The organism is Kordia aestuariivivens (assembly GCF_014397005.1).
Lineage (GTDB): Bacteria > Bacteroidota > Bacteroidia > Flavobacteriales > Flavobacteriaceae > Kordia > Kordia aestuariivivens.
In genome coordinates this window covers 38,362-61,608 of the sequence record NZ_JACGWS010000002.1, presented here as the reverse complement: position 1 = coordinate 61,608, position 23,247 = coordinate 38,362, and the positions used below count along the sequence as shown (strand labels likewise).

Annotated in this window: 21 protein-coding genes; 15 read left to right on the top strand and 6 right to left on the bottom strand. The window is 34.0% G+C overall.

What is annotated here, in order from left to right:
* Positions 1-229 precede the first annotated feature (229 nt).
* The 8 genes from H2O64_RS03490 (at position 230) to H2O64_RS03455 (ending at position 11,592) form a co-directional block, all read left to right on the top strand.
* Positions 230-1,948, top strand: coding sequence for an OstA-like protein (locus H2O64_RS03490; RefSeq protein WP_187561154.1), 1,719 nt, complete (start codon positions 230-232; stop codon positions 1,946-1,948).
* A 283-nt stretch (positions 1,949-2,231) separates the two neighbouring features.
* Positions 2,232-3,629, top strand: a complete 1,398-nt coding sequence (locus H2O64_RS03485; protein ID WP_187560758.1) for a M12 family metallopeptidase — start codon at positions 2,232-2,234, stop codon at positions 3,627-3,629.
* A 178-nt stretch (positions 3,630-3,807) separates the two neighbouring features.
* Positions 3,808-4,989 (top strand): aspartate aminotransferase family protein, encoded by a 1,182-nt coding sequence (locus H2O64_RS03480; RefSeq protein WP_187560757.1) that lies wholly within the window; start codon positions 3,808-3,810, stop codon positions 4,987-4,989.
* Positions 4,990-5,188: 199 nt separating this feature from the next.
* A complete protein-coding gene (locus tag H2O64_RS03475; protein WP_187560756.1) occupies positions 5,189-6,589 on the top strand; it encodes a tetratricopeptide repeat protein in 1,401 nt (466 codons plus the stop codon).
* An 81-nt stretch (positions 6,590-6,670) separates the two neighbouring features.
* A complete protein-coding gene (locus H2O64_RS03470; protein ID WP_187560755.1) occupies positions 6,671-7,612 on the top strand; it encodes a DUF368 domain-containing protein in 942 nt (313 codons plus the stop codon).
* Positions 7,613-7,635: 23 nt separating this feature from the next.
* Positions 7,636-8,652 carry a DUF368 domain-containing protein gene (locus H2O64_RS03465; RefSeq protein WP_187560754.1) on the top strand — a complete coding sequence of 339 codons (1,017 nt, stop codon included), beginning with the start codon at positions 7,636-7,638 and terminating at the stop codon, positions 8,650-8,652.
* Positions 8,627-9,388 (top strand): shikimate dehydrogenase family protein, encoded by a 762-nt coding sequence (locus tag H2O64_RS03460; RefSeq protein ID WP_187560753.1) that lies wholly within the window; start codon positions 8,627-8,629, stop codon positions 9,386-9,388. Before H2O64_RS03465 ends, H2O64_RS03460 begins: the two co-directional genes overlap by 26 nt.
* Before the next feature lie 122 nt (positions 9,389-9,510).
* Complete coding sequence (locus H2O64_RS03455; RefSeq protein WP_187561153.1) at positions 9,511-11,592, top strand: DUF349 domain-containing protein; 2,082 nt, start codon at positions 9,511-9,513, stop codon at positions 11,590-11,592.
* A 301-nt stretch (positions 11,593-11,893) separates the two neighbouring features.
* Here the strand turns inward: H2O64_RS03455 and mazG are convergent, their stop codons facing one another.
* Positions 11,894-12,667, bottom strand: a complete 774-nt coding sequence (gene mazG / locus H2O64_RS03450) for a nucleoside triphosphate pyrophosphohydrolase (RefSeq protein WP_187560752.1) — start codon at positions 12,665-12,667, stop codon at positions 11,894-11,896.
* 80 nt (positions 12,668-12,747) lie between these two features.
* Here mazG and H2O64_RS03445 point away from each other — a divergent pair, with 80 nt between their 5' ends.
* Both H2O64_RS03445 and H2O64_RS03440 read left to right on the top strand, forming a co-directional pair.
* Entirely contained in the window at positions 12,748-13,194 is a 447-nt protein-coding gene (locus H2O64_RS03445) for a DUF1572 family protein (protein ID WP_187560751.1), read from the top strand.
* Positions 13,195-13,437: 243 nt separating this feature from the next.
* A complete protein-coding gene (locus H2O64_RS03440; RefSeq protein ID WP_215907121.1) occupies positions 13,438-13,932 on the top strand; it encodes a hypothetical protein in 495 nt (164 codons plus the stop codon).
* A gap of 83 nt (positions 13,933-14,015) precedes the next feature.
* Here H2O64_RS03440 and H2O64_RS03435 read toward each other — a convergent pair whose 3' ends face one another.
* The 4 genes from H2O64_RS03435 to ruvX all read right to left on the bottom strand — a co-directional run bounded on the left by H2O64_RS03435 (position 14,016) and on the right by ruvX (position 16,380).
* A complete protein-coding gene (locus H2O64_RS03435) occupies positions 14,016-14,429 on the bottom strand; it encodes a DUF5606 family protein (RefSeq protein ID WP_187560750.1) in 414 nt (137 codons plus the stop codon).
* Between the two features lie 177 nt (positions 14,430-14,606).
* Positions 14,607-15,197 (bottom strand): peptide deformylase, encoded by a 591-nt coding sequence (def, locus tag H2O64_RS03430; protein WP_187560749.1) that lies wholly within the window; start codon positions 15,195-15,197, stop codon positions 14,607-14,609.
* A gap of 71 nt (positions 15,198-15,268) precedes the next feature.
* On the bottom strand, positions 15,269-15,850 hold the full coding sequence (locus tag H2O64_RS03425; RefSeq protein WP_187560748.1) for a T9SS type A sorting domain-containing protein: 582 nt from the start codon (positions 15,848-15,850) through the stop codon (positions 15,269-15,271).
* Positions 15,851-15,972: 122 nt separating this feature from the next.
* Positions 15,973-16,380 carry a Holliday junction resolvase RuvX gene (gene ruvX, locus H2O64_RS03420; protein WP_187560747.1) on the bottom strand — a complete coding sequence of 136 codons (408 nt, stop codon included), beginning with the start codon at positions 16,378-16,380 and terminating at the stop codon, positions 15,973-15,975.
* A 173-nt stretch (positions 16,381-16,553) separates the two neighbouring features.
* Between ruvX and H2O64_RS03415 the strand changes: the two genes are divergently transcribed.
* The 3 genes from H2O64_RS03415 (at position 16,554) to H2O64_RS03405 (ending at position 20,047) form a co-directional block, all read left to right on the top strand.
* A complete protein-coding gene (locus tag H2O64_RS03415) occupies positions 16,554-17,717 on the top strand; it encodes a tetratricopeptide repeat protein (RefSeq protein ID WP_187560746.1) in 1,164 nt (387 codons plus the stop codon).
* A 90-nt stretch (positions 17,718-17,807) separates the two neighbouring features.
* Positions 17,808-18,986 (top strand): acyltransferase family protein, encoded by a 1,179-nt coding sequence (locus H2O64_RS03410; protein ID WP_235982759.1) that lies wholly within the window; start codon positions 17,808-17,810, stop codon positions 18,984-18,986.
* 248 nt (positions 18,987-19,234) lie between these two features.
* Positions 19,235-20,047 (top strand): 2,3,4,5-tetrahydropyridine-2,6-dicarboxylate N-succinyltransferase, encoded by an 813-nt coding sequence (locus H2O64_RS03405; protein ID WP_394368164.1) that lies wholly within the window; start codon positions 19,235-19,237, stop codon positions 20,045-20,047.
* 420 nt (positions 20,048-20,467) lie between these two features.
* Here H2O64_RS03405 and H2O64_RS03400 read toward each other — a convergent pair whose 3' ends face one another.
* Positions 20,468-21,223, bottom strand: a complete 756-nt coding sequence (locus H2O64_RS03400) for a lipopolysaccharide kinase InaA family protein (protein ID WP_187560744.1) — start codon at positions 21,221-21,223, stop codon at positions 20,468-20,470.
* A gap of 136 nt (positions 21,224-21,359) precedes the next feature.
* Here H2O64_RS03400 and H2O64_RS03395 point away from each other — a divergent pair, with 136 nt between their 5' ends.
* Positions 21,360-22,424: a glycosyltransferase family 9 protein gene (locus H2O64_RS03395; protein WP_187560743.1), complete on the top strand. Its 1,065-nt coding sequence runs from the start codon at positions 21,360-21,362 to the stop codon at positions 22,422-22,424.
* A 1-nt stretch (position 22,425) separates the two neighbouring features.
* Positions 22,426-22,995 (top strand): class I SAM-dependent methyltransferase, encoded by a 570-nt coding sequence (locus H2O64_RS03390; protein ID WP_187560742.1) that lies wholly within the window; start codon positions 22,426-22,428, stop codon positions 22,993-22,995.
* Positions 22,996-23,247: the final 252 nt, after the last annotated feature.

Sequence of the window (23,247 nt, the reverse complement as noted above, 5' to 3'; positions counted from 1 at the left end):
AAATGAAAATTATTAACAACTATGATAATCTTTCGTTAAATATGAAAACCATCAAAATGAACGCTAAATCCACGGGAATACTAGAAAAATTAAGGAATCAGCATATTAAAGTGTATCATTCACAAGTTAAAAAGTCATAAATTATAAACTTTACATGCAAAAAAGATTATTTTTGGTCGAAAATTTAACAGTTGTGTCCGCGCAATTGTCATTCGTAGTTAATGCTTTTATGAAGAAACTATTCATCTTATTATTTTTAGCACAAGTTTCGTTTTCTCAAACTCAAAATCCAGAAGATAAAAAAACTGTGATTAAGATTGTATATGGAGGAAATTTGAACGTGAACGAGAATAAATATCCTGGCGCAAAAATCTTTTCTAAAACCGAAACAGGACAAGTTCGTTTTGAACACGAAGGAATGGATTTATGGTGCGACAGAGCGGTTTTATTTCAAGATCGAAATTGGGTAAAAGCATACGGAAATGTCTTCATTCAACAAGGTGATTCTGTCGAAATGTCTAGCGAATACATTGAATATGATGGCGATACAAAATTTGCCGTTTCCAAACGAAATGTACGTTTGCAAAATACGGACATGACGCTGTCTACAGATACCTTATATTTTGACAGAAACGCACAAGAAGCGTATTTTGATACTGGCGGTATTGTAAAAGATAGTGCAACAGTTTTAAAAAGTATTGAAGGACGTTATTTCATGGAAAAAAATAAATATCAGTTCTTAAAAGAAGTAAACATTACCAATCCTGAATACACAGTAGATTCTGCCCAATTGGATTATTATACCGATTCCAAACATGCGTATATGTATGGTCCATCAACCATAAAAGGAGAAGATTATACAGTGTATTGCGAACGCGGATTTTACAATACGGTTACAGAAAAAGGCTATTTTGTAAAAAAATCACGGATTGATTACGACAACCGAATCATTAATGGAGATAGTTTATACTTTGAAAAAAGCAATGAATTTGCCTCTGCGACGAACAATATAAAAATTACGGATACGATCAATAAAATGATCTTAAAAGGACATTATGGCGAAGTGTACAAAGCAAAAGATTCTGCATTTATTACCAAACGCGCCGTTGCGATTAGTTTGGTGGAAACAGATTCGATGTACATTCACGGAGATCGCTTATTAGTCACTGGTCCGGATGACAATAGAGTGATTCGCGCTTATTATAATGTGAAGTTTTTTAAAACGGACATGAGCGGAAAATGTGATTCTTTATTTGCTGATAACAAATCAGGAATTACAAAAATGATTCGCAAACCTATTATGTGGAACGGCGAAAGTCAAATGACAGGTGATACAATTTTCTTGATTTCAAACGTAAAAACAGAAAAATTAGATTCACTCAAAGTAATTAACAATGCTTTTATTGTTAGTAAAGATACGCTTGGCGAAGGGTATAATCAGGTAAAAGGATTGAATCTATACGGCAAGTTTGAAGAAAATAAACTGCGCGAAGTAGATGTTGTCAAAAATACCGAAGTTGTCTATTATATGTATAATGACAAAAATGAATTTATCGGAATTGATAAAACGATTTGTAGCGCGATCAATCTGACGTTAAACGAGAATCAAATAGAAGACATTACCTTTTTTACACGACCTGATGGCGTGATTTATCCTGATAAAGATTTACCAAAAAACGCCCGAAAACTCCGTGGATTTATTTGGCGTGGCGACGAACGTATGCTTTCCAAAGATGATATTTTTGACGAAGACGATAAAAACTTAGTCTTGCCTGTTATTAGAGGTTTGAACAATGCCATGGATCCGTTGGAAGAAGAAAAAGATCCTGATAAAGAAATCTTCAAATCTACCATAAGCACAGTTCCTCCTGAAAAAAAGAACAGAGCTGCCGAAAAGAAGAAATTTGTCGCGCAGAAGAAAGCGAAAGGCAAATTGAAAGAGCAATAGCTTGTTAGACTTATTAGATTTATTAGACTTGTTAGACTTGTTAGACTTGTTAGACTTGTTAGACAAGATTAAATAAAACATCACTTCAACAAGTTATTTTCGATAGAAAATAGCCAAAACAACGGCAATACATTACTTCTATTACAGAATTTTATTAAAAAATCTGTAAAATCAATCGTTTATACCCTAAAAATTTCATGTTTTCCTATAAAAATTTTAGCAAAAACCCATAATCTCCAAGAAACGCTTTGTTTTAATTTTGAGTAACCAAAAAAAAATAATTATGTTACGAAAAAAGTTATTACTCGGCACTTTTGCGCTATTACTTTTGAGTTGTTCAAAAGATTTAGACGAAGTGAGCACTACAGAAAACTATGAAAACACATCAACTATTACTGCCGAACTGGCATATCCAGATGATATAGGAGAAACTATTATTCTAAATTCAAAATCACAAAATCCCATAACTATAAGTTATATTAATAATGAATATGTTTGGGGCGGCGATATGATTTTAACTCCCAAACAGGTAGAAAAACTACGCACATCTGATGATTCCAAACGAACAGGCTTATCAAATTACGCAGATAAATGGCCTAATGGACAAGTATTCTTTACAATTGCAAGTAACCTTCCAAATCAGGCGCGCGTGACAGATGCTATTGCACATTGGGAAGCGAATGTACCTTCCTTACAGTTTACACAACGAACCAATCAATCTAACTATATTGAATTTGTTGTAGGGCGCGGATGTAGCTCTTCACTTGGAATGATTGGAGGACGACAAAGAATCAACTTGGCTGCTGGATGCTCCACTGGAAATACGATTCACGAAATTGGGCACGCACTCGGGCTTTTTCACGAGCAACAACGCGCAGATAGGAATGACGATATTATTATCAATTGGAATAATATAGAAAGTGGAAGAGATCAGAACTTTGAAACGTACGTAGATCGCGGAATGAATGGTTTCGAATTTGGACCTTTTGACTTTGGATCAATTATGATGTACGGATCATTTTTCTTTAGTGACAATGGATTACCTACAATTACTCGATTAGATGGCTCAACTTTTAATATACAAAGAACAGCATTATCTAATGGAGATATTGAAGCGGCAAGCTTTATGTATGACCGTCCAAATATTAACGGAGCAAACACAATCTGTTCTTCTAATCAAACATATACCTTAGATACATTTGTACCAACGCCTCCTGTTTGGACTGTTTCTAATAATTTACAAATTATAAGTAGCAATAATACTTCCATTACTGTAAGTGCTATTAACCCAAATAGCAGTCAGAGTGGTTGGATAAGATCTAACATGAACGGATTAATCACAACTAAGAATGTATGGATCGGAAATCCAGAAACACCAACGAGATTACTTCACGTTACTCGATTTGGTTGCACCATGGGAGAAATTAGTGTAGATGCTTTTAGTGGTGTAGAAACCTATGATTGGCAAGTTTCTGGCGGAACGATTGTTATTCCAAATACAGGCGGAAGTAACACATACTCAGGAACTTCTTCTACAATATTTGTGGACCCAATTGACGGACCTTATGGATTTACTGTAAAAGTAAGAACTAGAAATGCCTGTGGAGTAACAAGTTATTACACCAAGCATATTCCGACAGATTGTAATCCAAATGGTGGTGGCGGACAAACTCCTCTGTAAAGTAAATCACAAACAAAATCATAAGTTCTCAAAAAAGAGTAATACACAACGTATTGCTCTTTTTTTGTTAAAAATATAATCCTATCAAAATTTTAATATACAAACTGCAAACACAGAAATCCAACAAACAAAAGCAAACATTCTCAGCAATTAACTTCGTATCTTTGCATTTCAATTTATGAAGAAAGATTTTTTCACATATCAAGCACAAACAACCCCACATCCACTTGCGATGGAGATCTCACATGCGGAAGGAAGTCACATCTATGATACAAATAATAAAGAATATTTAGATTTTGTAGCTGGCGTTTCTGCGTGTAGTTTGGGACACAGACATCCAAGAGTTGTCAACGCGATCAAAGATCAGCTTGATCAGTACTTGCACGTAATGGTGTATGGAGAATTTGTTCAAAAATCTGCCGTAGAATTGACAAAATTATTAGCCGCTCAATTGCCCGATCCGTTAGAAAAAACATACCTAACCAACTCAGGAACAGAAGCTATTGAAGGCGCATTGAAACTTGCCAAACGCTATACAGGTCGTTCAGAACTCATTGCTGCCAATCATGCGTATCATGGAAATACACAAGGCGCGATGAGCGTTATGGGTTTTGAAGAACGCAAACAAGCATTCAGACCGTTATTGCCCGATGTACATTTTATTGAGTTCAATAAGGAAGCAGATATAGAAAAGATTACTACAAAAACGGCTGGTGTAATCTTAGAAACCATTCAAGGTGGCGCAGGATTTATTGTTCCCACAAATAACTATTTAAAAAAAGTAAAGCAACGTTGCGAAGCAGTGGGTGCATTGCTCATATTAGATGAAATTCAACCCGGATTTGGTCGTACAGGAAAACTATTTGGTTTTCAACACTATGATGTTGTACCCGATATTGTAGTGATGGGAAAAGGAATGGGCGGCGGAATGCCCGTTGGCGCATTTACGTCTTCTGCAACACTAATGGACGCGTTACAAGATCAGCCAAAACTTGGACATATCACTACGTTTGGTGGTCATCCAGTAATTGCGGCGGCTTCTTTGGCAACCTTAAAGGAGATTGTTGACAGTAATTTAATGACGCAAACTATTGCAAAGGAAGCATTATTTAGAGAATTATTACAACACGAATACATTGAAGAAATTCGCGGAAAAGGATTAATGCTCTCTTTAATTGTGAAAAATGCAGACATCGCCAATCAAATAATTTTAGGTTGCTTAGAAGAAGGTTTGATTCTTTTTTGGCTATTATTTGAGCCAAAAGCAGTCCGAATAACGCCACCATTAACCATTTCAAACGAAGAAATAAAGCAAGGTTGTGCTATAATTATGAAAGTTTTACGAAAGATTAAAGACTAAATATCATAGATATTCGTTCTTAATACCAACAAAACCTTCCGCTAACAAAAATAACCACCTAACAATCAAACAATTGTCTAACAGACAACAATTACAAGTTGTTGATTACTTTGTTGAAAACAATTGACGCTAAGTCAACAAAACAACACTTTCATCGACTACATTTAATGTAATAGAAATCTAAAAGCACGTATTGCTTATGCTATTTAGCTCTAATGAAGATCAAAATTTTGCACTTTCGAGGTTTGAATCGATGTTGAAAACAAATAATGTTTTCTTTTTTGATTCCGCTGAATTCGAAGATATCATCCACCACTATTTAGATTCTGGTAAGGTTGGCCTAGCTAAAAAAGCCATCAAAATAGGACTAGAACAACATCCAAGTTCTGTGAATTTAAAACTCATGGATATTGAACTATTGGTGTTTGAAAATAAACTAGAAGAAGCTGAAAAAATACTAGATCAGCTATACATTCTAGAAACTACAAATCCAGAAGTCTACATTCAGAAAGCAAATATATTTTCCAAAAGAGACGAACATTACAAAGCTATTGAGTTATTAAAAATGGCATTGGACTTTTCGGATGACACCGCAGATGTCAATTCTTTAATCGGGATGGAATACTTGTTTATTGATGATTTTAAAGAAGCAAAGAAGTACTTCATGAAATGTGTAGAAGTTGATCTTGACGATTATTCATCCTTATACAATATTATCTATTGCTTTGAATTTTTAGAAGATATTGATGGAGCAATACACTATTTAAACAGTTACATTGACAAAAATCCGTATTCGGAAGTAGCTTGGCATCAACTAGGAAAACAATACTACACTAAAAAATTATTCATAGAAGCGTTAGCAGCTTTTGACTTTGCTATTATTGCCGATGATCGCTTTATTGGTGCGTATCTTGAAAAAGGAAAAGTACTTGAAAAATTAGGCGAATATGAAGAAGCAATTCACAACTATCAAATAACACTTGAGTTAGACGATCCAACATCGTTTGCGTATTTGCGTATTGGAAAATGTTATGACAAACTAGGCAAAAAAGATTTAGCTGTAAAATTCTACTACAAAACGGTTCATGAAGATCCGTTATTAGATAAAGGTTGGACTGCAATTACAGATTATTACATCAAGCAAGAAAACTTTCAAAAAGCATTATATTACATTAATAAAGCAATCAATATTGATACTGAAAATGTAGCGTATTGGAAACGCAGTGCCGAAATTCACAGAGCATTACAACTGTATGAAGAAGCAGATATTGCGTATCAAAAAACGGTGGAATTAGGAAACTACGAACTTTCAACGTGGATTGCTTGGGCAGATATCTTAAAGCTTTTAGGCGAATACAGCAACAGCGTTCATGTCCTTTTGCAAGCATTAGAATTCTATCCAGATCATGCAAAAATAGAATACCGATTGGCAGGTATTTATTTCACACAAGGTGAACAAAACAAAGGAACTTTTCACTTGAAAAATGCACTGCGAAACGACTTCAAACAGCACTTGCAATTTCAACAGCTTTTTCCAAATGTTTTTATGCGTGTTTCGGTGAAAAATATTATTTCAGAATTTAAAAAATCGTCCACATAAAATTCCATACTTTTGCGTGTAGCATTCGCAAGCAACTTACAATTGCTTTTGAACGATATACAACTCATAACAAAGCTACACATGAATAGAAGTCTATTCGATTATTTAATAATTACATTCAAAGGATTAGCCATGGGCGCAGCTGATGTTGTACCTGGTGTTTCTGGTGGAACAATTGCCTTTATTTCTGGAATTTATGAAGAATTGATCACATCGATCAACAATGTAAATCTTGGATTATTTAAAACGCTCAAAAAAGACGGAATCAAAGCTGCATGGACGCAACTAAATGGTAACTTTTTGTTGGCATTGATGATCGGAATTGCAATCAGTATTCTATCACTTGCAAAAGTCATTAAATCATTACTGAACACTGAACCTGTATTATTATGGGCATTTTTCTTCGGATTAGTGATTGCGAGTATTCTATTCATCGGAAAACAAATAGAAAACTGGAACTGGAAAACGATTCTTGGTTTTACGCTTGGCGCGATTGTAGCCTATTACATTACAACCTTACCAGGTGGCGATCAAAGTATCAGTTCATCGTGGTTTATATTTTTAGCAGGCGCATTAGCAATTTGCGCTATGATTCTTCCCGGAATCTCAGGCGCGTTTATCTTAGTGCTTTTGGGCGCGTACGAACCTGTGTTGGCTGCCATAAACAATAAAGATTTCAAAACTATTGCAATTTTTGCCGTTGGAGCAATCGTTGGTTTATTATCATTCTCAAAAATCTTAAAATGGTTATTTAACAACTATAAAAATCTAACATTGGCCATATTAACAGGCTTTATCTTAGGTTCATTAAACAAAATTTGGCCTTGGAAAATAATTACGGGAACACGTATTGATTCGCATGGTGAAGAAGTAAATGTATATGGAAAAAGCATCTTGCCAAACACTTTTGAAACGGTAAATAATTTAGATCCAAAACTTCTTTTTGCAATTGTGTTGATGGTTGTCGGATTTCTGACTATTTTTATAATGGAAAAATTCGCAACGCGAAAAAACAAAAACTAGCAATGCATAACGCATAAAACTACATGGAAAGCACAAGAACGCTCAAAGATAAAATCTTACTTGTCGTCAAAGGATTAGCGATGGGCGCAGCAAATAAAGTTCCTGGAGTTTCTGGTGGTATTGTAGCGTTTGTAGCTGGTTTCTATGAAGAATTTATCTTTTCGTTGCAACGCATTAACGGAAAAGCATTCAAATTACTCTTTAACGGACGGTTTAAAAGTTTCGCACAATACATCAATGGACGGTTTTTAGGATTGCTCATTCTCGGAATGTTGATCAGTTACTTTAGTGTTTCCAAAATCCTCGATTATTTCATTCAGCATTACGAACTCTATGTTTGGTCTGCCTTTTTCGGGATGATTCTCGGTTCCATATATTACATCGCAAAAGATTTTAACCATTGGAATCGCGCCACCATATTGAGTATTATCATCGGAGCTGCCGTTGGAATTTCGATAAGCTTGATGAATCCTGCAAAAGAAAACGATCACTTAGCATTTGTCTTTCTATGCGGAATTATTAGTGTGTCAGGAATGACCTTACCCGGACTTTCTGGCTCGTTTATTTTGATACTACTCGGAAACTATGTGTTATTATTAGTCGATTCGGTAAATGCATTATACGATACGTTTGCAGATATGTTGCGTGGCGATTTTACTTTTACCAGTAATCACGAACGCGTTAGAGATTTAAAAATATTAGCCGTATTTACAGCAGGTTCTGCTGTCGGATTGGTGACTTTATCACATCTTTTAAACTACGTTTTAAAACATTATAAAAATGTAACAACAGCAATTATCATCGGATTTATTTCAGGTTCGCTTGGCGTGGTTTGGCCATGGAAAGAAACCATTTATAAAGCAGATGATGCAGGTGTATTTTTACTAGATTCAAACGGCAAACAAATCATTCAAAATTACAAACGACTCATTCCTGATCTTGCTGCAAGCGAAACATGGATAGCCGTATTTTATATTCTCATCGGAGTTTCAATAGTATTAGCCTTAGATTGGTATGGAAAACGAACAAAAAAAATATAAACATTTATTCGGTCTGCTCGGAAAGCATATTGCGTACTCGTTTTCTAGAGGTTATTTCTCGGACAAGTTTAAAACCTTGAAACTAGACGATCATTCGTATACAAATTTTGACATTCCATCGATCCAAGATTTTCCTAAGATTTTTGAAGAAAACGATAATATCAAAGGAATGAACGTGACCATTCCGTACAAAGAAGCTGTAATTCCATACTTGGACAACTTACACAAAAAAGCGAAAAAAATTGGCGCGGTTAACACCATCAAAATTGAAGAAGACGGAAGCCTAACAGGATATAATACCGATTGTTACGGTTTCAAAAAATCAATCATACCACACTTACAAAATCACCATAAAAGAGCCTTAATTTTAGGAACTGGTGGCGCTTCCAAAGCAATTGCTTTTGTATTTGAAGAATTAAATATTCCATATAAATACGTTTCTAGAAAACCAAAAAACAGCAAATCGATTTCGTATGATGATTTAAGCGAAAAAATCATGAAATCGCATTCAATTATTGTGAATTGCACGCCTTTGGGTACGTATCCAAAAATTGAAGACTGTCCCGATATTCCGTATAAATATGTTTCTAAAGATTTTTTATTATTCGATTTAATCTACAATCCATCAGAAACTACATTCCTAAAACTCGGACGTTTACAAGGCGCACAAATTGCGAATGGCTACAAAATGTTAGAGTTTCAAGCGGAAAAAGCTTGGAAAATATGGAATTCTTAAAAAACCGATGCTTTTTAGAGTAATTATTAGAGTTTCTCATCTGTAAAACTTTGTTCTTTTATTAGTTGTTAGTATATTCGGACTTTAAAGCTTGAAAAGGAACGAACCCAAACATTTTTATGATGTTAGAAGAAAAAGATGATACGCTGCCAAACGCAGAAGATAATTTAGAATCAACACCCGAACACACGGACGAAACGTCTACAACTCCTGAGGAAACTCCAGCAACAGAAGAGACAATTTCCGCGGAAGAAACTCCTGTAACGGAAGAAGAAACTCCAGCAACAGAAGAAACAATTACTGCGGAAGAAACTCCTGTTACGGAAGATGTCGTTACTGAAGAACCAACTCCTGAAGTCGTTGCTGAAACGACGCCTGAAGTGGAAGAAGTAACTGAAGAATCTGAGCAAACGATAGAGGAACATCAAGAAGCAGTCAATGAGGTGCATGAAAATGCAGCGGAAGAAGCAGAAGATGAAAGTGCCAACGAGCGTCATGAAATTCCAGTATTAGATTATCATGCTATGTCGATGGAAGCATTAGTAACCGAATTGGAAAAACTAGTGCAAAACGAAAAGGTTCAAGCAATAAAAGATCATGTTGATGGTATTAAGTCTGAATTTAATGAAAAATTCAACGAAGTTCTAGAGCAAAGTAAAGCAGATTTTTTAGCCGAAGGCGGGAACAGTATTGACTTTCACTTTTCATTACCAGTAAAAGGAAAATTTAATGTAGCGTACAATGCATATCGCAGCAAACGCAACGATTATTATAAGAGTTTAGAAAAAGATTTAAACGCAAATTTAGAAAGACGACTTGCGTTAATTGAAGAATTGAAAGGCTTATTAAACGTTGAAGAAAACATCAACAATACGTATAAACATTTCAAGAAAATTCAAGAAGAATGGCGTAATGCAGGTTCTATTCCGAAAACGCAGTACAACAATGTTTGGCGAACATATCACCATCATATTGAGCGTTTTTACGACTTTTTACATCTCAATAGAGATTTACGCGATTTAGATTTTAAACGTAATTACGAAGAAAAACAAAAGATTGTAGCGCGTGCAGAAGAATTATCTAAAGAAGATGATATTATTCATGCGTTCCGCGAATTACAAAACTTACACCGACTTTGGAAAGAAGATATTGGTCCTGTTGCCAAAGAATTGCGTGAAGAAATCTGGAATCAATTTAGTGCTGCTACCAAATTAATTCATGACAGACGTCAGGATTACTTCAAAAATATTGATAAAGTTTATGAGCAGAATCTGATCATAAAAGAAGAAATTATCGCAAAAATTAATGCCATTTCGACCGGAAACTATACCGTTCACAATCAATGGCAAAACAAGATTAAAGAAATTGAAAAGTTGCGTCAAGAATTTTTCAGTGCTGGAAAAGTTCCTTTACGTGTAAACGAAGAAACGTGGGCAAAGTTTAAACAAGCTGTTCGCGAATTTAACGCGAGTAAAAACACGTTCTACAAATCGCTAAAGAAAGAACAACAAGATAATTTATCGAAGAAATTAGCATTGATTGAGTTGGCTGAATCGTTGAAAGATGATGATGATTTTGCAACGACAACGCCTAAAATGAAGAAAGTACAAGCCGATTGGAAGAAGATTGGACATGTACCAAAGAAAATTTCTGATAAGATTTGGAAGCAGTTTAAAAATGCTTGTAATCACTATTTCGATAAATTACACGCACAGAAAAACGAAGCAAATAAAGAAGAAAGCGAAGCCTTAGAGAAAAAGAAAACTTTCTTGGATGCAATGGAAACTTTTGAATTATCAGGCGATACAAAACAAGATATCGAAACGATTAAGGAAAAGATTTCTGAATGGAAATCAATTGGTAGAGTTCCGTTTAGCAAGAAAAACATTGATAATAAATTCAACAAGGTTATTGACGGATTGTTTAATAAGTTAGATATTGACAAGCAAGAATCTGAACTGATTAAGTATACAAACCGTTTGGAGAATTTAGATGCAGATAAAATCAATTCGGAGATTATTTTTATTCGTAGAAAGACTGATGAGATTTCTGCTGAAATTCGTCAGTTGGAAAACAATTTACAGTTTTTCTCCAACTCATCTTCTAACAGTCCAATGTTGAAAAAAGTACACCAAGATATTGATAGACACAAGAAAGCGTTAGCTACTTGGAAAGCTAAATTAGCGCAGTTGCGATCGTTGTAAGAGTTTATGAGTTTATGAGTTTATGAGTTTATGAGTTTATGAGTTTATGAGTTTAAAATGAAAAAAAATATTTTATGAATACAAAATCCGTTTAGTTAAAACTAAACGGATTTTTTTGTTATATTTTACTGTGATGTAAAACCGCATCAAGTTTAGCTTGATGGAAAGGTGATTTTAAATAGCAAACGTAATGTCGAACTTGATTCAACATCGCATTAAGAAGCCAAAAACAAACAAACAAACAAACAAACAAACAAACACCATTGAGCAAAGCGAAATCAACTCACAACCAACCTACAACCTACAACTTCTTCGCTTCTTCCCAAAACACGTCCATTTCGGCAAGTGTCATGTCGGAAAGTGGTTTATTGATAGCTGCGGCTTTTTGTTCTAAGTATTGAAAACGCTTGATAAACTTCTTATTTGTGCGTTCCAAGGCATTTTCTGGATCGATCTTAAGAAAACGTGCATAATTGATCATAGAGAACAATACATCGCCAAATTCGGATTCCATGGCTTCTTTATCGTCTTTTGCGACTTCTTCTTTGAATTCTTGCAATTCTTCTTCTAGTTTTTCCCAAACTTGTGCTGGCTCTTCCCAATCGAATCCTACACCAGCTACTTTATCTTGAATACGATTTGCTTTCACCAATGCTGGTAAACCTTTCGGAACGCCTTCTAAAACAGATTTTTTACCTTCTTTTAGTTTCAGGTTTTCCCAATTGCGTTTTACATCTTCTTCATCTTTCACCTCAACATCACTGTAAATATGCGGATGACGACTGATGAGTTTGTCACAAATTCCGTTCGCAACATCTGCCATGTCAAAATCGTTCGTTTCGCTTCCAATTTTTGCGTAAAACACAATATGTAAGAGCAAATCGCCCAATTCCTTCTTGACTTCATCTAAATCATTTTCCAGAATTGCATCGCCCAATTCGTACGTTTCTTCAATCGTTAGGTGACGTAAACTTTCAATTGTTTGCTTTTTGTCCCACGGACATTCTGAGCGCAATTCGTCCATAATGGTCAATAAACGGTCAAAGGCTTCTAATTGTGCTTTTCTGGAATTCATAAGATATTGTGTATAAGAATGGCAAAACTAATGATTTTAATAGCAAACTTTGTATTTTTAAATCATCAAAATAGAACTCCATGAAAACTTCCATTACAAAATTATTTATAAGAGAAATTGACCGATTGACTTCTGAGATTGAACAATATAAAGATGAAACTTCACTTTGGAAAGTCACAGACACAATTTCCAATTGTGCAGGAAACTTGTCTTTACACTTGATTGGAAACTTAAACCATTTTATTGGCAAACACATTGGAAATACTGATTATGTTCGACAACGTGACTTGGAATTCAGTACGAAAAATGTTCCGAAAGCCACTTTACTTGCAGAAATCGCCAACGTAAAAGAAATCGTGATTACTGCTTTAATGAATTTTCCCGAAGAAAAATTACAAGAAAAGTATCCGATTGAAAAAAACGGAGAAATTCCTTCTTACGAATTGATGTTACTGCATTTGTTATGGCATTTGAGTTATCATACAGGACAGATTAATTATCATAGACGATTGCTTGCACTGAGTTAATTGAAGTGTTGGATTTTTAGACTTCTTTGATTATTGGACGTGTTGGATTCTTAGATTGTTTGAAAGAATTTACGTCGCATTCAGTCAAAAAAATATATTACATTGAGCCAAGTCAAAATATTTACACTGTGCTTATCAAAGTATGGCACACTTTATGCCTATTCCTAAAACATATAAATACAGGATTTTAATAATTATATTATTCAATTCCGTATTTTTGAAATCTTAAAACTTAAAATAACAATGAAGAAAACACTAATCGCACTATGTATCTTATTCATAGGATTTAATGTGCAAGCACAAGAAACAGAAGCAGACAAAGAGAAAGCTGCAAAAGCAATGGAAATGATGAGCAAAAAGGTTGACATGGATGTTAACGAAGAACTTTTTATGGCAGTCACTCCAAACACGTATGTATCTGAAAATCCAAAAGCAGTAATCATGGCAATGATGGTTCCTGAAACGTATGAAGCTTCTAAAGAGAAGATGAACGAAAATGACACAGACAAATTCAAAGTAACTGGTAGAGGCGAAAAAGAAATAAATGGTGTGAAAGTACTGTATATGGAAGGAACTAGCGAAGCTGAAGGAACAACCTTAAACAATACAATTTACTGTGTAAAGTACGACGAAGAAACATGTATTATGTTTATCGGAATGGTTGAAGATGGGGCTGATGTAAAGTATACGGATGCAGTTGCAAAAGCAGCAAACTCAGTGATAAAGAAACACAAATAAGTCATAACATTTACTTCTTATATTGAACACAAAAAATCCAGCAAATTGCTGGATTTTTTTATGACTAAACTTTGTATGTTTTGTTATTCTTCTTCTGAGGAAGCTTCCACAGAGAAATCTGTCATTCCTTTTGAATGTAACAAATTGTACCACTGAATTACTTTTTTGATGTCGCTTGGATATACTCTATCTTCATCGTATTCTGGTAATACTTCCGAAAAATAGTCCGCTAAAACCGCTTTTGATTCTTTATGGTTTACAGAAGTTGCTGCACCGTTTTCTTTTTCTTTTACTTTTTCTAAAACTGCTGCTAATGGAACTTCTTCCGTTTGTGTGTAAATAGCAATTTCAGAAAGCAAACTTACATTGTGACGTAAACTTACTGAGATTTTCTTTCCATCAGTTAATGATTCTGCTACAAAACCATTACGCGTTTGCGTTTTTAACTCATAAAGTCCTGGTTTCCCAGAAATAGCTAATATTTTATCTAAACCCATACTGTATTTTTTCTAACTTTAGGATGGCAAATATACAGTTTGTAAATATTCCATCACTTTTTTTAACGTTATTTTTAGTGAAACTCAATTTTTACAAGCTTGACAAAGCGAAGTAAAAATTGTTAGTTGAACTAACTCCGTTGCATAACGGAGTTTATTGCTCTATATTTTATTGAATTATCGTATTTTTTTAGCGTCTGGAAAGCGCATTTTGTAATCTATTTTGATGCGTCCACGTGAAATATTTGCCAATCTTCCTTTTAATAAACGTCTTTTTAGTGGAGATAGTTTATCTGTAAACAAAATTCCTTCAATATGATCGTATTCATGTTGAATGACTCTTGCTGCTAAACCGTCGTATTCTTCTACTTGCTTTTCAAAGTTTTCATCCAGATATTCAATCTTGATATTTTCCGGACGGAATACATCTTCACGAATCTCAGGAATACTCAAACAACCTTCGTTAAAAACCCAAGGTTCACCATCGCGCTCAATAATTTTTGCGTTGATAAACACTTTCTTCATGCCTTCAAGTTGCTTTCTTTGTTCCTCATCTAGTTCTTCATCTTCTGCAAATCCGGTTGCATCAATTATAAACAACCGAATTGGCAATCCTATTTGCGGAGCAGCCAGTCCAACACCATAGGCATTGTACATGGTTTCAAACATGTTTTCTAAAAGCGTATCCAAATTTGGGTATTCTGCTGTAATATCGTCAGCTACTTTTCGTAAAACAGGATCGCCAAAAGCGACAATTGGTAATATCATATCTATACTATTTTGCGTTTGCAAAAATACAAAGTATTACGACATTTAGCGTATTGCAGCGAATATTTATCCTAAATGACAGCAAGTTTTTTATACAATCGCTGTTCTTTTGTTATTAGTTGGATGAAGTAAATTCCGCTTTTCAAGGCAGAAGTGTCTATTTCTAGGCTATTTTCCGATTGTACAGAAAGTTTCTGAACAAGCATTCCATTTACATCAAATATAGCTAATTCACCTGATACGTTCTGACCAAAAGAGATTGAAGCATTTACTGACTTTTTAACTGGATTAGGATATAATTTGACGCTTTTTTCTAAGATTTCTTCTACAGAAAGTGTTTGTCCAGTCAGCGTTCCATTAACATACGTACAATCGCCAAAACCAAAATTAGCCACAAAACTATCAGGATTCATCAACGCAGGTCCAGATATTAAAGTGTACTGTAAATTTGCTCCACTGCAAGAAGTTTGTTGAAAAACACTTCCATCAATGGTAATCGTCATAGGCCAATCGACACAATCGGTGGTTCCTTGATCAATTTTAAAAAAAGGATCGGTTGTCGTTGTTTGATTTGCTAATGTTCCTGGGCATGTTTGTGCTGAAGCGTAAAAAAATGTCATCATGACAATGACAAAAGAGATAATCTTTTTCATATTTAAGGCGTATTAATTATGTGGGAAAATTACGCCTTTTGATTTGATAAGTATTCCATTATTTACAGAAAATACAAATATCGTTATAACGTATTTAAAATCAGTTAAAAGGAATGTATGAACTATTTGTATAAGTACGATTGAAGAATAATGGTAGCGCTTATTTCGTCTATGAGACTTTTATTTTGACGTTGTTTCTTTTTCAATCCACCATCAATCATGGTTTGAAACGCCATTTTTGAAGTAAAACGTTCGTCTTCACGTTTTATCGGAATCGTTGGAATTGCTTTGGTTAACAAACGAATAAACTCTTTGATCAACACTTCACTTTCGGAAGCTTCATAGTTCATTTGTTTCGGTTCTCCTACCAAGAATAATTCCACATTTTCTTTGGTCACATAGTCTTTCAAGAAATTGATTAAATCGTGTGTACGAACTGTCGTTAAACCAGAAGCAATGAGTTGCATCTCGTCGGTAACGGCAATTCCCGTACGTTTCTTTCCATAATCAATTGCTAGAATGCGAGCCATGTAAAATTTTGGCAAAAATAAGGTTTATATTTCAATGTGTATAAAGTTTGGTGGAATTATTACTGTAATAAAGGAAATCAGGAAAACCTAAAGTTTTTGAAATTGAGGAAAACCGTAAGGCTGATTAAGAATTTACATTGAAATTGTGAAAATTAATTTCAAAACTAAGTTTTATGAAAAAAATTTTAATAATTTTCACATACTTATTTATTCTCAATAATATGTTTTGCCAAACAGTTGAAAATTCTGAAACGGACATAATTAATCAAAGTGAAAAATATAATATAATTAAGCTACAAAATGAAATTGAAATTTTGAAAAATTCAATCTCAGATCTAAAATCTAACAACTTGATGTATTCTAGATTTTACGAAGAGTCACAATCTAGTATATCTCTAACAGTTAATATATTCATGATTTTTATAGGTGGTGCTTTTATATTGTTTGTTTATCTTTTTAAAAGACCTGATTTGATGTGGAAAAAGGTAAAAAATACAGAAAAGAAAGCTAAAATTATTTTAAATGGACTTAATTTGAAAATAGAAAAAATTGACTTCTTACGAAAACACCAGGAAACAATTTTTATTTTAAATAAAAAAAGTTTGTTCAATTATACTGATGAAGATTGGAATTTAGTTAATATTTTTTCTGAGAATGCTTCAGATTTAGAAGAAAATAATAGGACTTTTAACGATTGGATATTCTTAGGTTTATCAGCTTACAGAAAAATAACACTAAGAAAATCTGTGGAAGCTTTTAAAAAGGCTATTGAAATTAATCCAAATTCTGAAATTGCATGGAAACATCTAGGAACAGTCTACGATAAAAATCATCAAATAGATAAAGCAATTTCTGCATATAAAAAAGTTATTGAATTAAACCCTAATAATGACGTTGCGTATAACAATTTAGCTATTGAATATGTTACTCTTGGGAAATTTGAAGAAGCTCAAGGTAATTTTCTAAAAGCCATTAGATTAAATCCTAATAACTGCTATGTTTATACTAATTATTTTGAAGCATGTCTTGTTAATAATGTTCCGCTCGACAATAAGTTAGTTGAAGTTTTCAAAGATCGATTTAGTGATAATAAAAGTGCTAATGCATCTTTTGAAATGCTTAATATATATGATAAAATAATTAAGCAAAATATTAATGACTTAAATATCGAATTAAAAAAATGGAGAGCTAATTACCAAACTCTTAGTTGGGATGAAAGCTTTAGAGATATAGAAACTTGGATTAATAGTGAAACAGTTGATCCAAAATATAAAAAAGACTTAATGTATGCCCTGAACTTTTTCTCTAGTGATTCTCCATTCAAAAATCGCCCTTAATTTATTTAATACTAAATATTTTTTTATACTATATCAATTTCTAGTAAAAAAATAGGAACTTGGTAAAAATTTAAAACCTATACCAAATTCTTGAAAAAAACAGCCCGCATACATTCCCTAGATTCTTTACGCGCCATCATGATGATCCTTGGATTGGTGTTGCATTCCGCATTAACGTACAATGTCACAAATCACGGAGATGCTTGGAATTTGAAAGATCCTGAAACCACGAATGTTGCTACGGACTTCTTGGTATTGTTAATTCATTCGTTTCGAATGCCGATCTTTTTTTTAATTGCAGGTTTTTTTGGCGCGATGCTTTTTTATGAGCGCAAACCCTTGAAAATGATTCAAAATAGAGTTTCAAGAATTGCATTTCCGTTCCTAGTATTTCTATTCGTCTTGGCTCCTATCCTGAGTTTTGTATTTCGATATTCAAATTTTACATTTGAAGCCTTACCTAATGTTTTAGTGACAACACTAACACCTTTTTCTGAACTTTACTTTTACATTCCTAAAGGAACTGCACATTTGTGGTTTTTATACTATTTACTATATGTGACAGGATTTTCAGTTGTATTAGGATTGTTATTAAAAAAAACGCCTAAACTCACGCAAAAAATTACTGAAATCTTCAGTTGGATCATTCTAAGACCATTTGTACGAATCATTTTTTTCGCAGGAATTACATTTGTTATACTTTCTATTTTAGGAATGCCAATGATTGCGCCTTCAACTTCATTCGTGCCTGACGCAAATACATTTATATTTTATGTGTTTTTCTATCTTGTCGGATGGATTTTATATACATCAAAACAACATTTGCACACCATCATGCGTTACGATTGGCTTTGTACGATATTAGCGATTATTCTAGTCATTAGTCAAGGTGTGATTATTCAATATGCAGGATTGGGTTTGACACCAACGAGTAATTCTTCCTTATTAATCGTTTTCAGCGCTTTGATTGTTTGGTTATTTACGTTTGGTGTTACAGGGCTTTTCATTCGCTACGGAAGCAATCATTCTAAGCGAATGCGTTACATTTCAGATGCTTCGTATTGGGTCTATTTAATTCATTTACCCTTAACAATTATCTTTCCAGTTGTCGTTTGGAAATTACCCATTGGCGCCATTCCAAAGTTTTTATTGGTTGTTTTAGGAACTACAATTGTTTGCTTTGTAACCTATCATTATTTTGTCCGAAACACATTTATAGGTAAATTTTTGAATGGACGAAAATATCCTAGAAAAAAGATTCATCAGTAAACAACTTATTAATTCTATAAATTTCTTTTCAAATTAATAGAATCTGTTACATATATAAATTTTACACAAATATTTCCTTGGAAGATTCTATCTTTGTTCGATATCGTGTGAAGGATAGCAGCGGCATCCTCCCGATTTTCTCGGGAGATACAGCGAATAGCCTGACCTGAATTTTTGCTAAGGAACAGCAAATATGAAGGGCACACCCAAAAAGTAAAAGTCAAAAAATTACAAAACATATACGCATGATCGCATTAAAAGAAACTATTGAAAACGCTTGGGACAACCGAGAATTATTGAAAAACGAAGACACACAAGCAGCAATTCGCAAGGTCATTGATTTGTTAGATGTTGGAGAATTGCGCGTTGCAGAACCCACTGAAAACGGTTGGCAAGTGAACGAATGGGTAAAAAAAGCAGTGGTTTTATACTTCCCGATTCAGAAAATGGTAACCTTAGAAGCTGGAATTTTTGAATTTCACGATAAAATTCCACTGAAAAGAGGCTATGCAGAAAAAGGAATTCGTGTAGTTCCGCATGCAATTGCACGTCATGGTGCGTATATTTCTAAAGGTGTGATTATGATGCCAAGTTATATAAATATTGGTGCGTATGTTGACTCTGGAACCATGGTAGATACGTGGGCAACAGTTGGAAGTTGTGCGCAAATTGGTAAAAATGTACACTTGTCTGGCGGTGTTGGAATTGGTGGCGTTTTAGAACCTTTGCAAGCTGCGCCAGTGATTATTGAAGATAATGCGTTTATCGGATCGAGATGTATTGTGGTAGAAGGCGTTCGTGTGGAAAGCGAAGCGGTTTTAGGTGCAAACGTAGTTTTGACAGCTTCTACTAAGATTATTGATATTACAGGTGACGAACCGATTGAAATGAAAGGTCGCGTTCCGGCAAGATCGGTTGTGATTCCTGGAAGTTATACGAAAAAATTCCCTGCGGGCGAATATCAAGTTCCGTGTGCATTAATCATTGGAAAACGTAAAGAAAGTACGAATAAAAAGACTTCATTGAATGACGCTTTGCGCGAACATGATGTGGCGGTTTAATATAGACTTTGTTAGACTTCTTGGACTGACTTAGACAACTTAGATTGTTAGACTTGTTAGACTTGTTAGATCAAAAAAACTAAAAATTGATTCCTGCCTAAGCAGGAATGACATATAATTGCGGGCTGAGATATAATTCGAAGTCCGCTTTTTATTTTAAAGTAGTTCTCGATACAATTTTCTTTGAAAATTACTCGAACTGACGTATTCTACAAATCTATGTCTGCGTCAAGCTGAACTTGATTCAGCTTCTCACAAAAAACTAAAGATAATGTGATTCTGAATCAAGTTCAGAATGACGAAAAGTAAAACCATAAGAATCCAAAAATCCAAGAGGCGAAGCCGATCTAACAGCGAAGCGTTCCAAGAGATTCCCGCCTACGCGGGAAAGAGTCCAAAAGCGAAGCGAGTCTAAACGCGTTAGCGTTTCAAGTACTTCTTCTTCAAATACTTTTTACGGTTGATTTTTCGCTTGAAAGCTGTGCTGTGTTTTAATAACACATCTTGAACTTCGTGAAGTTCTTTATTTGCAAGTTCGGCGTAACGCTTACTAATGATATGAATCATCTGTTTGGAAAGCCACAAACGTTTTAGGTTTTCCATACGTTTATCTAAAGACATTGATTCAAAACGCATTCGGTTTAAATCAATGAGATAAAAATCATAATTATTGTCACGTTTTACAACCAAGGTGTTTCCAGGTGAATGATCTAAAAAGTTGACATTATGTTCATGTAATTGAAAGCAAAATTCGGCAAATTGCTCCAAAATAAAGCGTCGATCTTCAAATAATGGATCGTGAATCAAAGCGCGGAAATCAAAATCGTAGTCAATATGTAAACTCACATAATAACTTTCTTTCAGCCCAAAAGCGGAATAATTTTCAATGTAGGCAATTGGAAAAGGCGTTTTAATCGCGTTCAATAATAACTTTTCTGCATATTCAAACGAACGTTTTGCTTTAGAAGGTCTGATGAATTTATATACAAATCCGTTGAAAAATTTTGGGACACGAAACGATTTCACATTGATCTTTTCGTCAGCCAACTGAAACGACTTAATTACGTTTCGTTCGCCTTTGGTTACATATTCACCTTCGGTTTCAAAAGCATTGATAAAAGTCAATAACGCATCCTTTTTATCTTGATATTTTGGATGAATGTGTACGATTTGCATACTAAAAAGTTATTTTTCAAAGATATGTGAAATTGACAGAAATAAAATAAAAATTATAAATAGATGAAATGAAATTTTAATAAACCCCGAAAAAATAATATTTTGCACATATTGCCTGTATCTATAACAACATTGCATGAAAAAAATATTAATTATACAGAATAAGCGTATTGGAGATGTCTTGATAAGTTCTGTAATAGCGAATAATATTAAAAAAATATTTCCCGAAAGTCGTATAGATTTTATGGCTTATGACTTTACTACTGGCGTTCTTGAAAATAATCCGAATATCGATATTATCATTCCAATCAATGAAAAGGAACTAAAAAAGATTCCGAATTTGATTAAAATGATTCGTAAAGTTCGAAAAGAGAGATACGACATTATTTTTGATCCGTATTCTAAATTACAAAGTCGCTTGATTTGTTATTTTTCAAAAGCGGAATATCGCATTGGAAATAAACGAAAGCATAAAAAATTACCGCTTTCCTTCTACTCACATCCAATTAATTTATTAGATGAAAAATCACATATTTGCGGAAAAGCAATTGAAGATCGCATCAACTTAATTACATCTGTTTTTCCTTTAGAAAATCCTGATTACGAACCAAAAATCACATTGCAGTCAGCCGAAAAAATATATCCAAAACTTGACAAGTACAAACATCCTGTATTGATGTTGGGGATTTTGGGAAGTACGCCGCAAAAGTCGATGCCGTACGAATACATTGCCGAATTGGTTGATTATATCACGTCCAACTATAAAGTTCACATTCTCTTCAACTACGCGCCGAATCAAAAAACGGAAGCCGATAAAATTTATGAAATGTGTACCAATAAAGAAAGTATCATTTTAGATATTTATGAAGATAGTATTCGTGGTTTTGTACGACTTATGTATGCATGCGATTTAATGGTTGCAAATGAAGGCGGAATTGTCCACATAGCAAAAGCACTGAACAAACCCACTTTTACGATATTTTCACCGTATGTGAATAAAGATCATTGGGCGAGTTTTGAAGATGGAAAACAGCACGAATCCATTCATTTATTAGAAGAAAAACCTGATTTATTTGATACATTTACGTTTGAAGAACGCAAGAAAATCGAAGAAAATCCGCATGATTTATACAAACAATTAACGCCAGAAATGATTATTCCGAAACTGGAACAGTTTTTAAATTTACACATAAAAAAATAGCATGAATCTAATTGATAAATTTCATAACTGGCGCAGAAAACAACGTTGGAATAAGCAATATAAAAAAGGACGTTGGGACAATTTGCGCAATCCGATTGAAGCAAATCGCTATAAAACAATCATTGATTTTATTACTTCCCATGGTAAAAAACAACCAAGTATTCTCGATTTAGGCGCCGGCGAAGGTGTTTTGAACGAATATTTAGATGCGGAAATGTTTAGTTATTTTTTAGGAATGGACTTTTCCGATGTCTCGATTCAAAAAGCAAAAGCGAAAAACTTTTCAAAAGCAGAATTTGTCACAGCTGACATTCACACCTACAAACCAACTCGAAAGTTTGATGTGATCATTTTTAATGAAGCTTTTTATTATATCCATGAATCTGAGAAGCAAAACGTTTTAGACAGAATGCTGAGTCATTTAGAAGCAAACGGAATTTTGATTGTATCTATTTACCGTGAAGGTGTTGGTTGTTGGGAATATTTCGAGAAACTACAAAGACTTGGCTTTACCGTTGTTAAAACCGAAGAAGAAAAAACGTATTGGAAAGTTGGAGTTTATAAATTATAAATGTAAAACTCTAAATTTTAAATGTAAAAGTGTTTGAAATAAAATGTCAGTCTTCGACTCCGCTCAGACTTCTTTTTTAGACTTCTTTTTTAGACTACTTGGATTTTTGGACTTGTTAGACTTGTTAGACTTGTTAGACTTGTTAGATGAAAATTAATGAATCGTCATTTCGAGTGGCGAATCTACGATTCGTTGTATGGAGAAATACTTTAAAACCTATTTACGAAGAGAAACGACATAGTAATTCGCTTC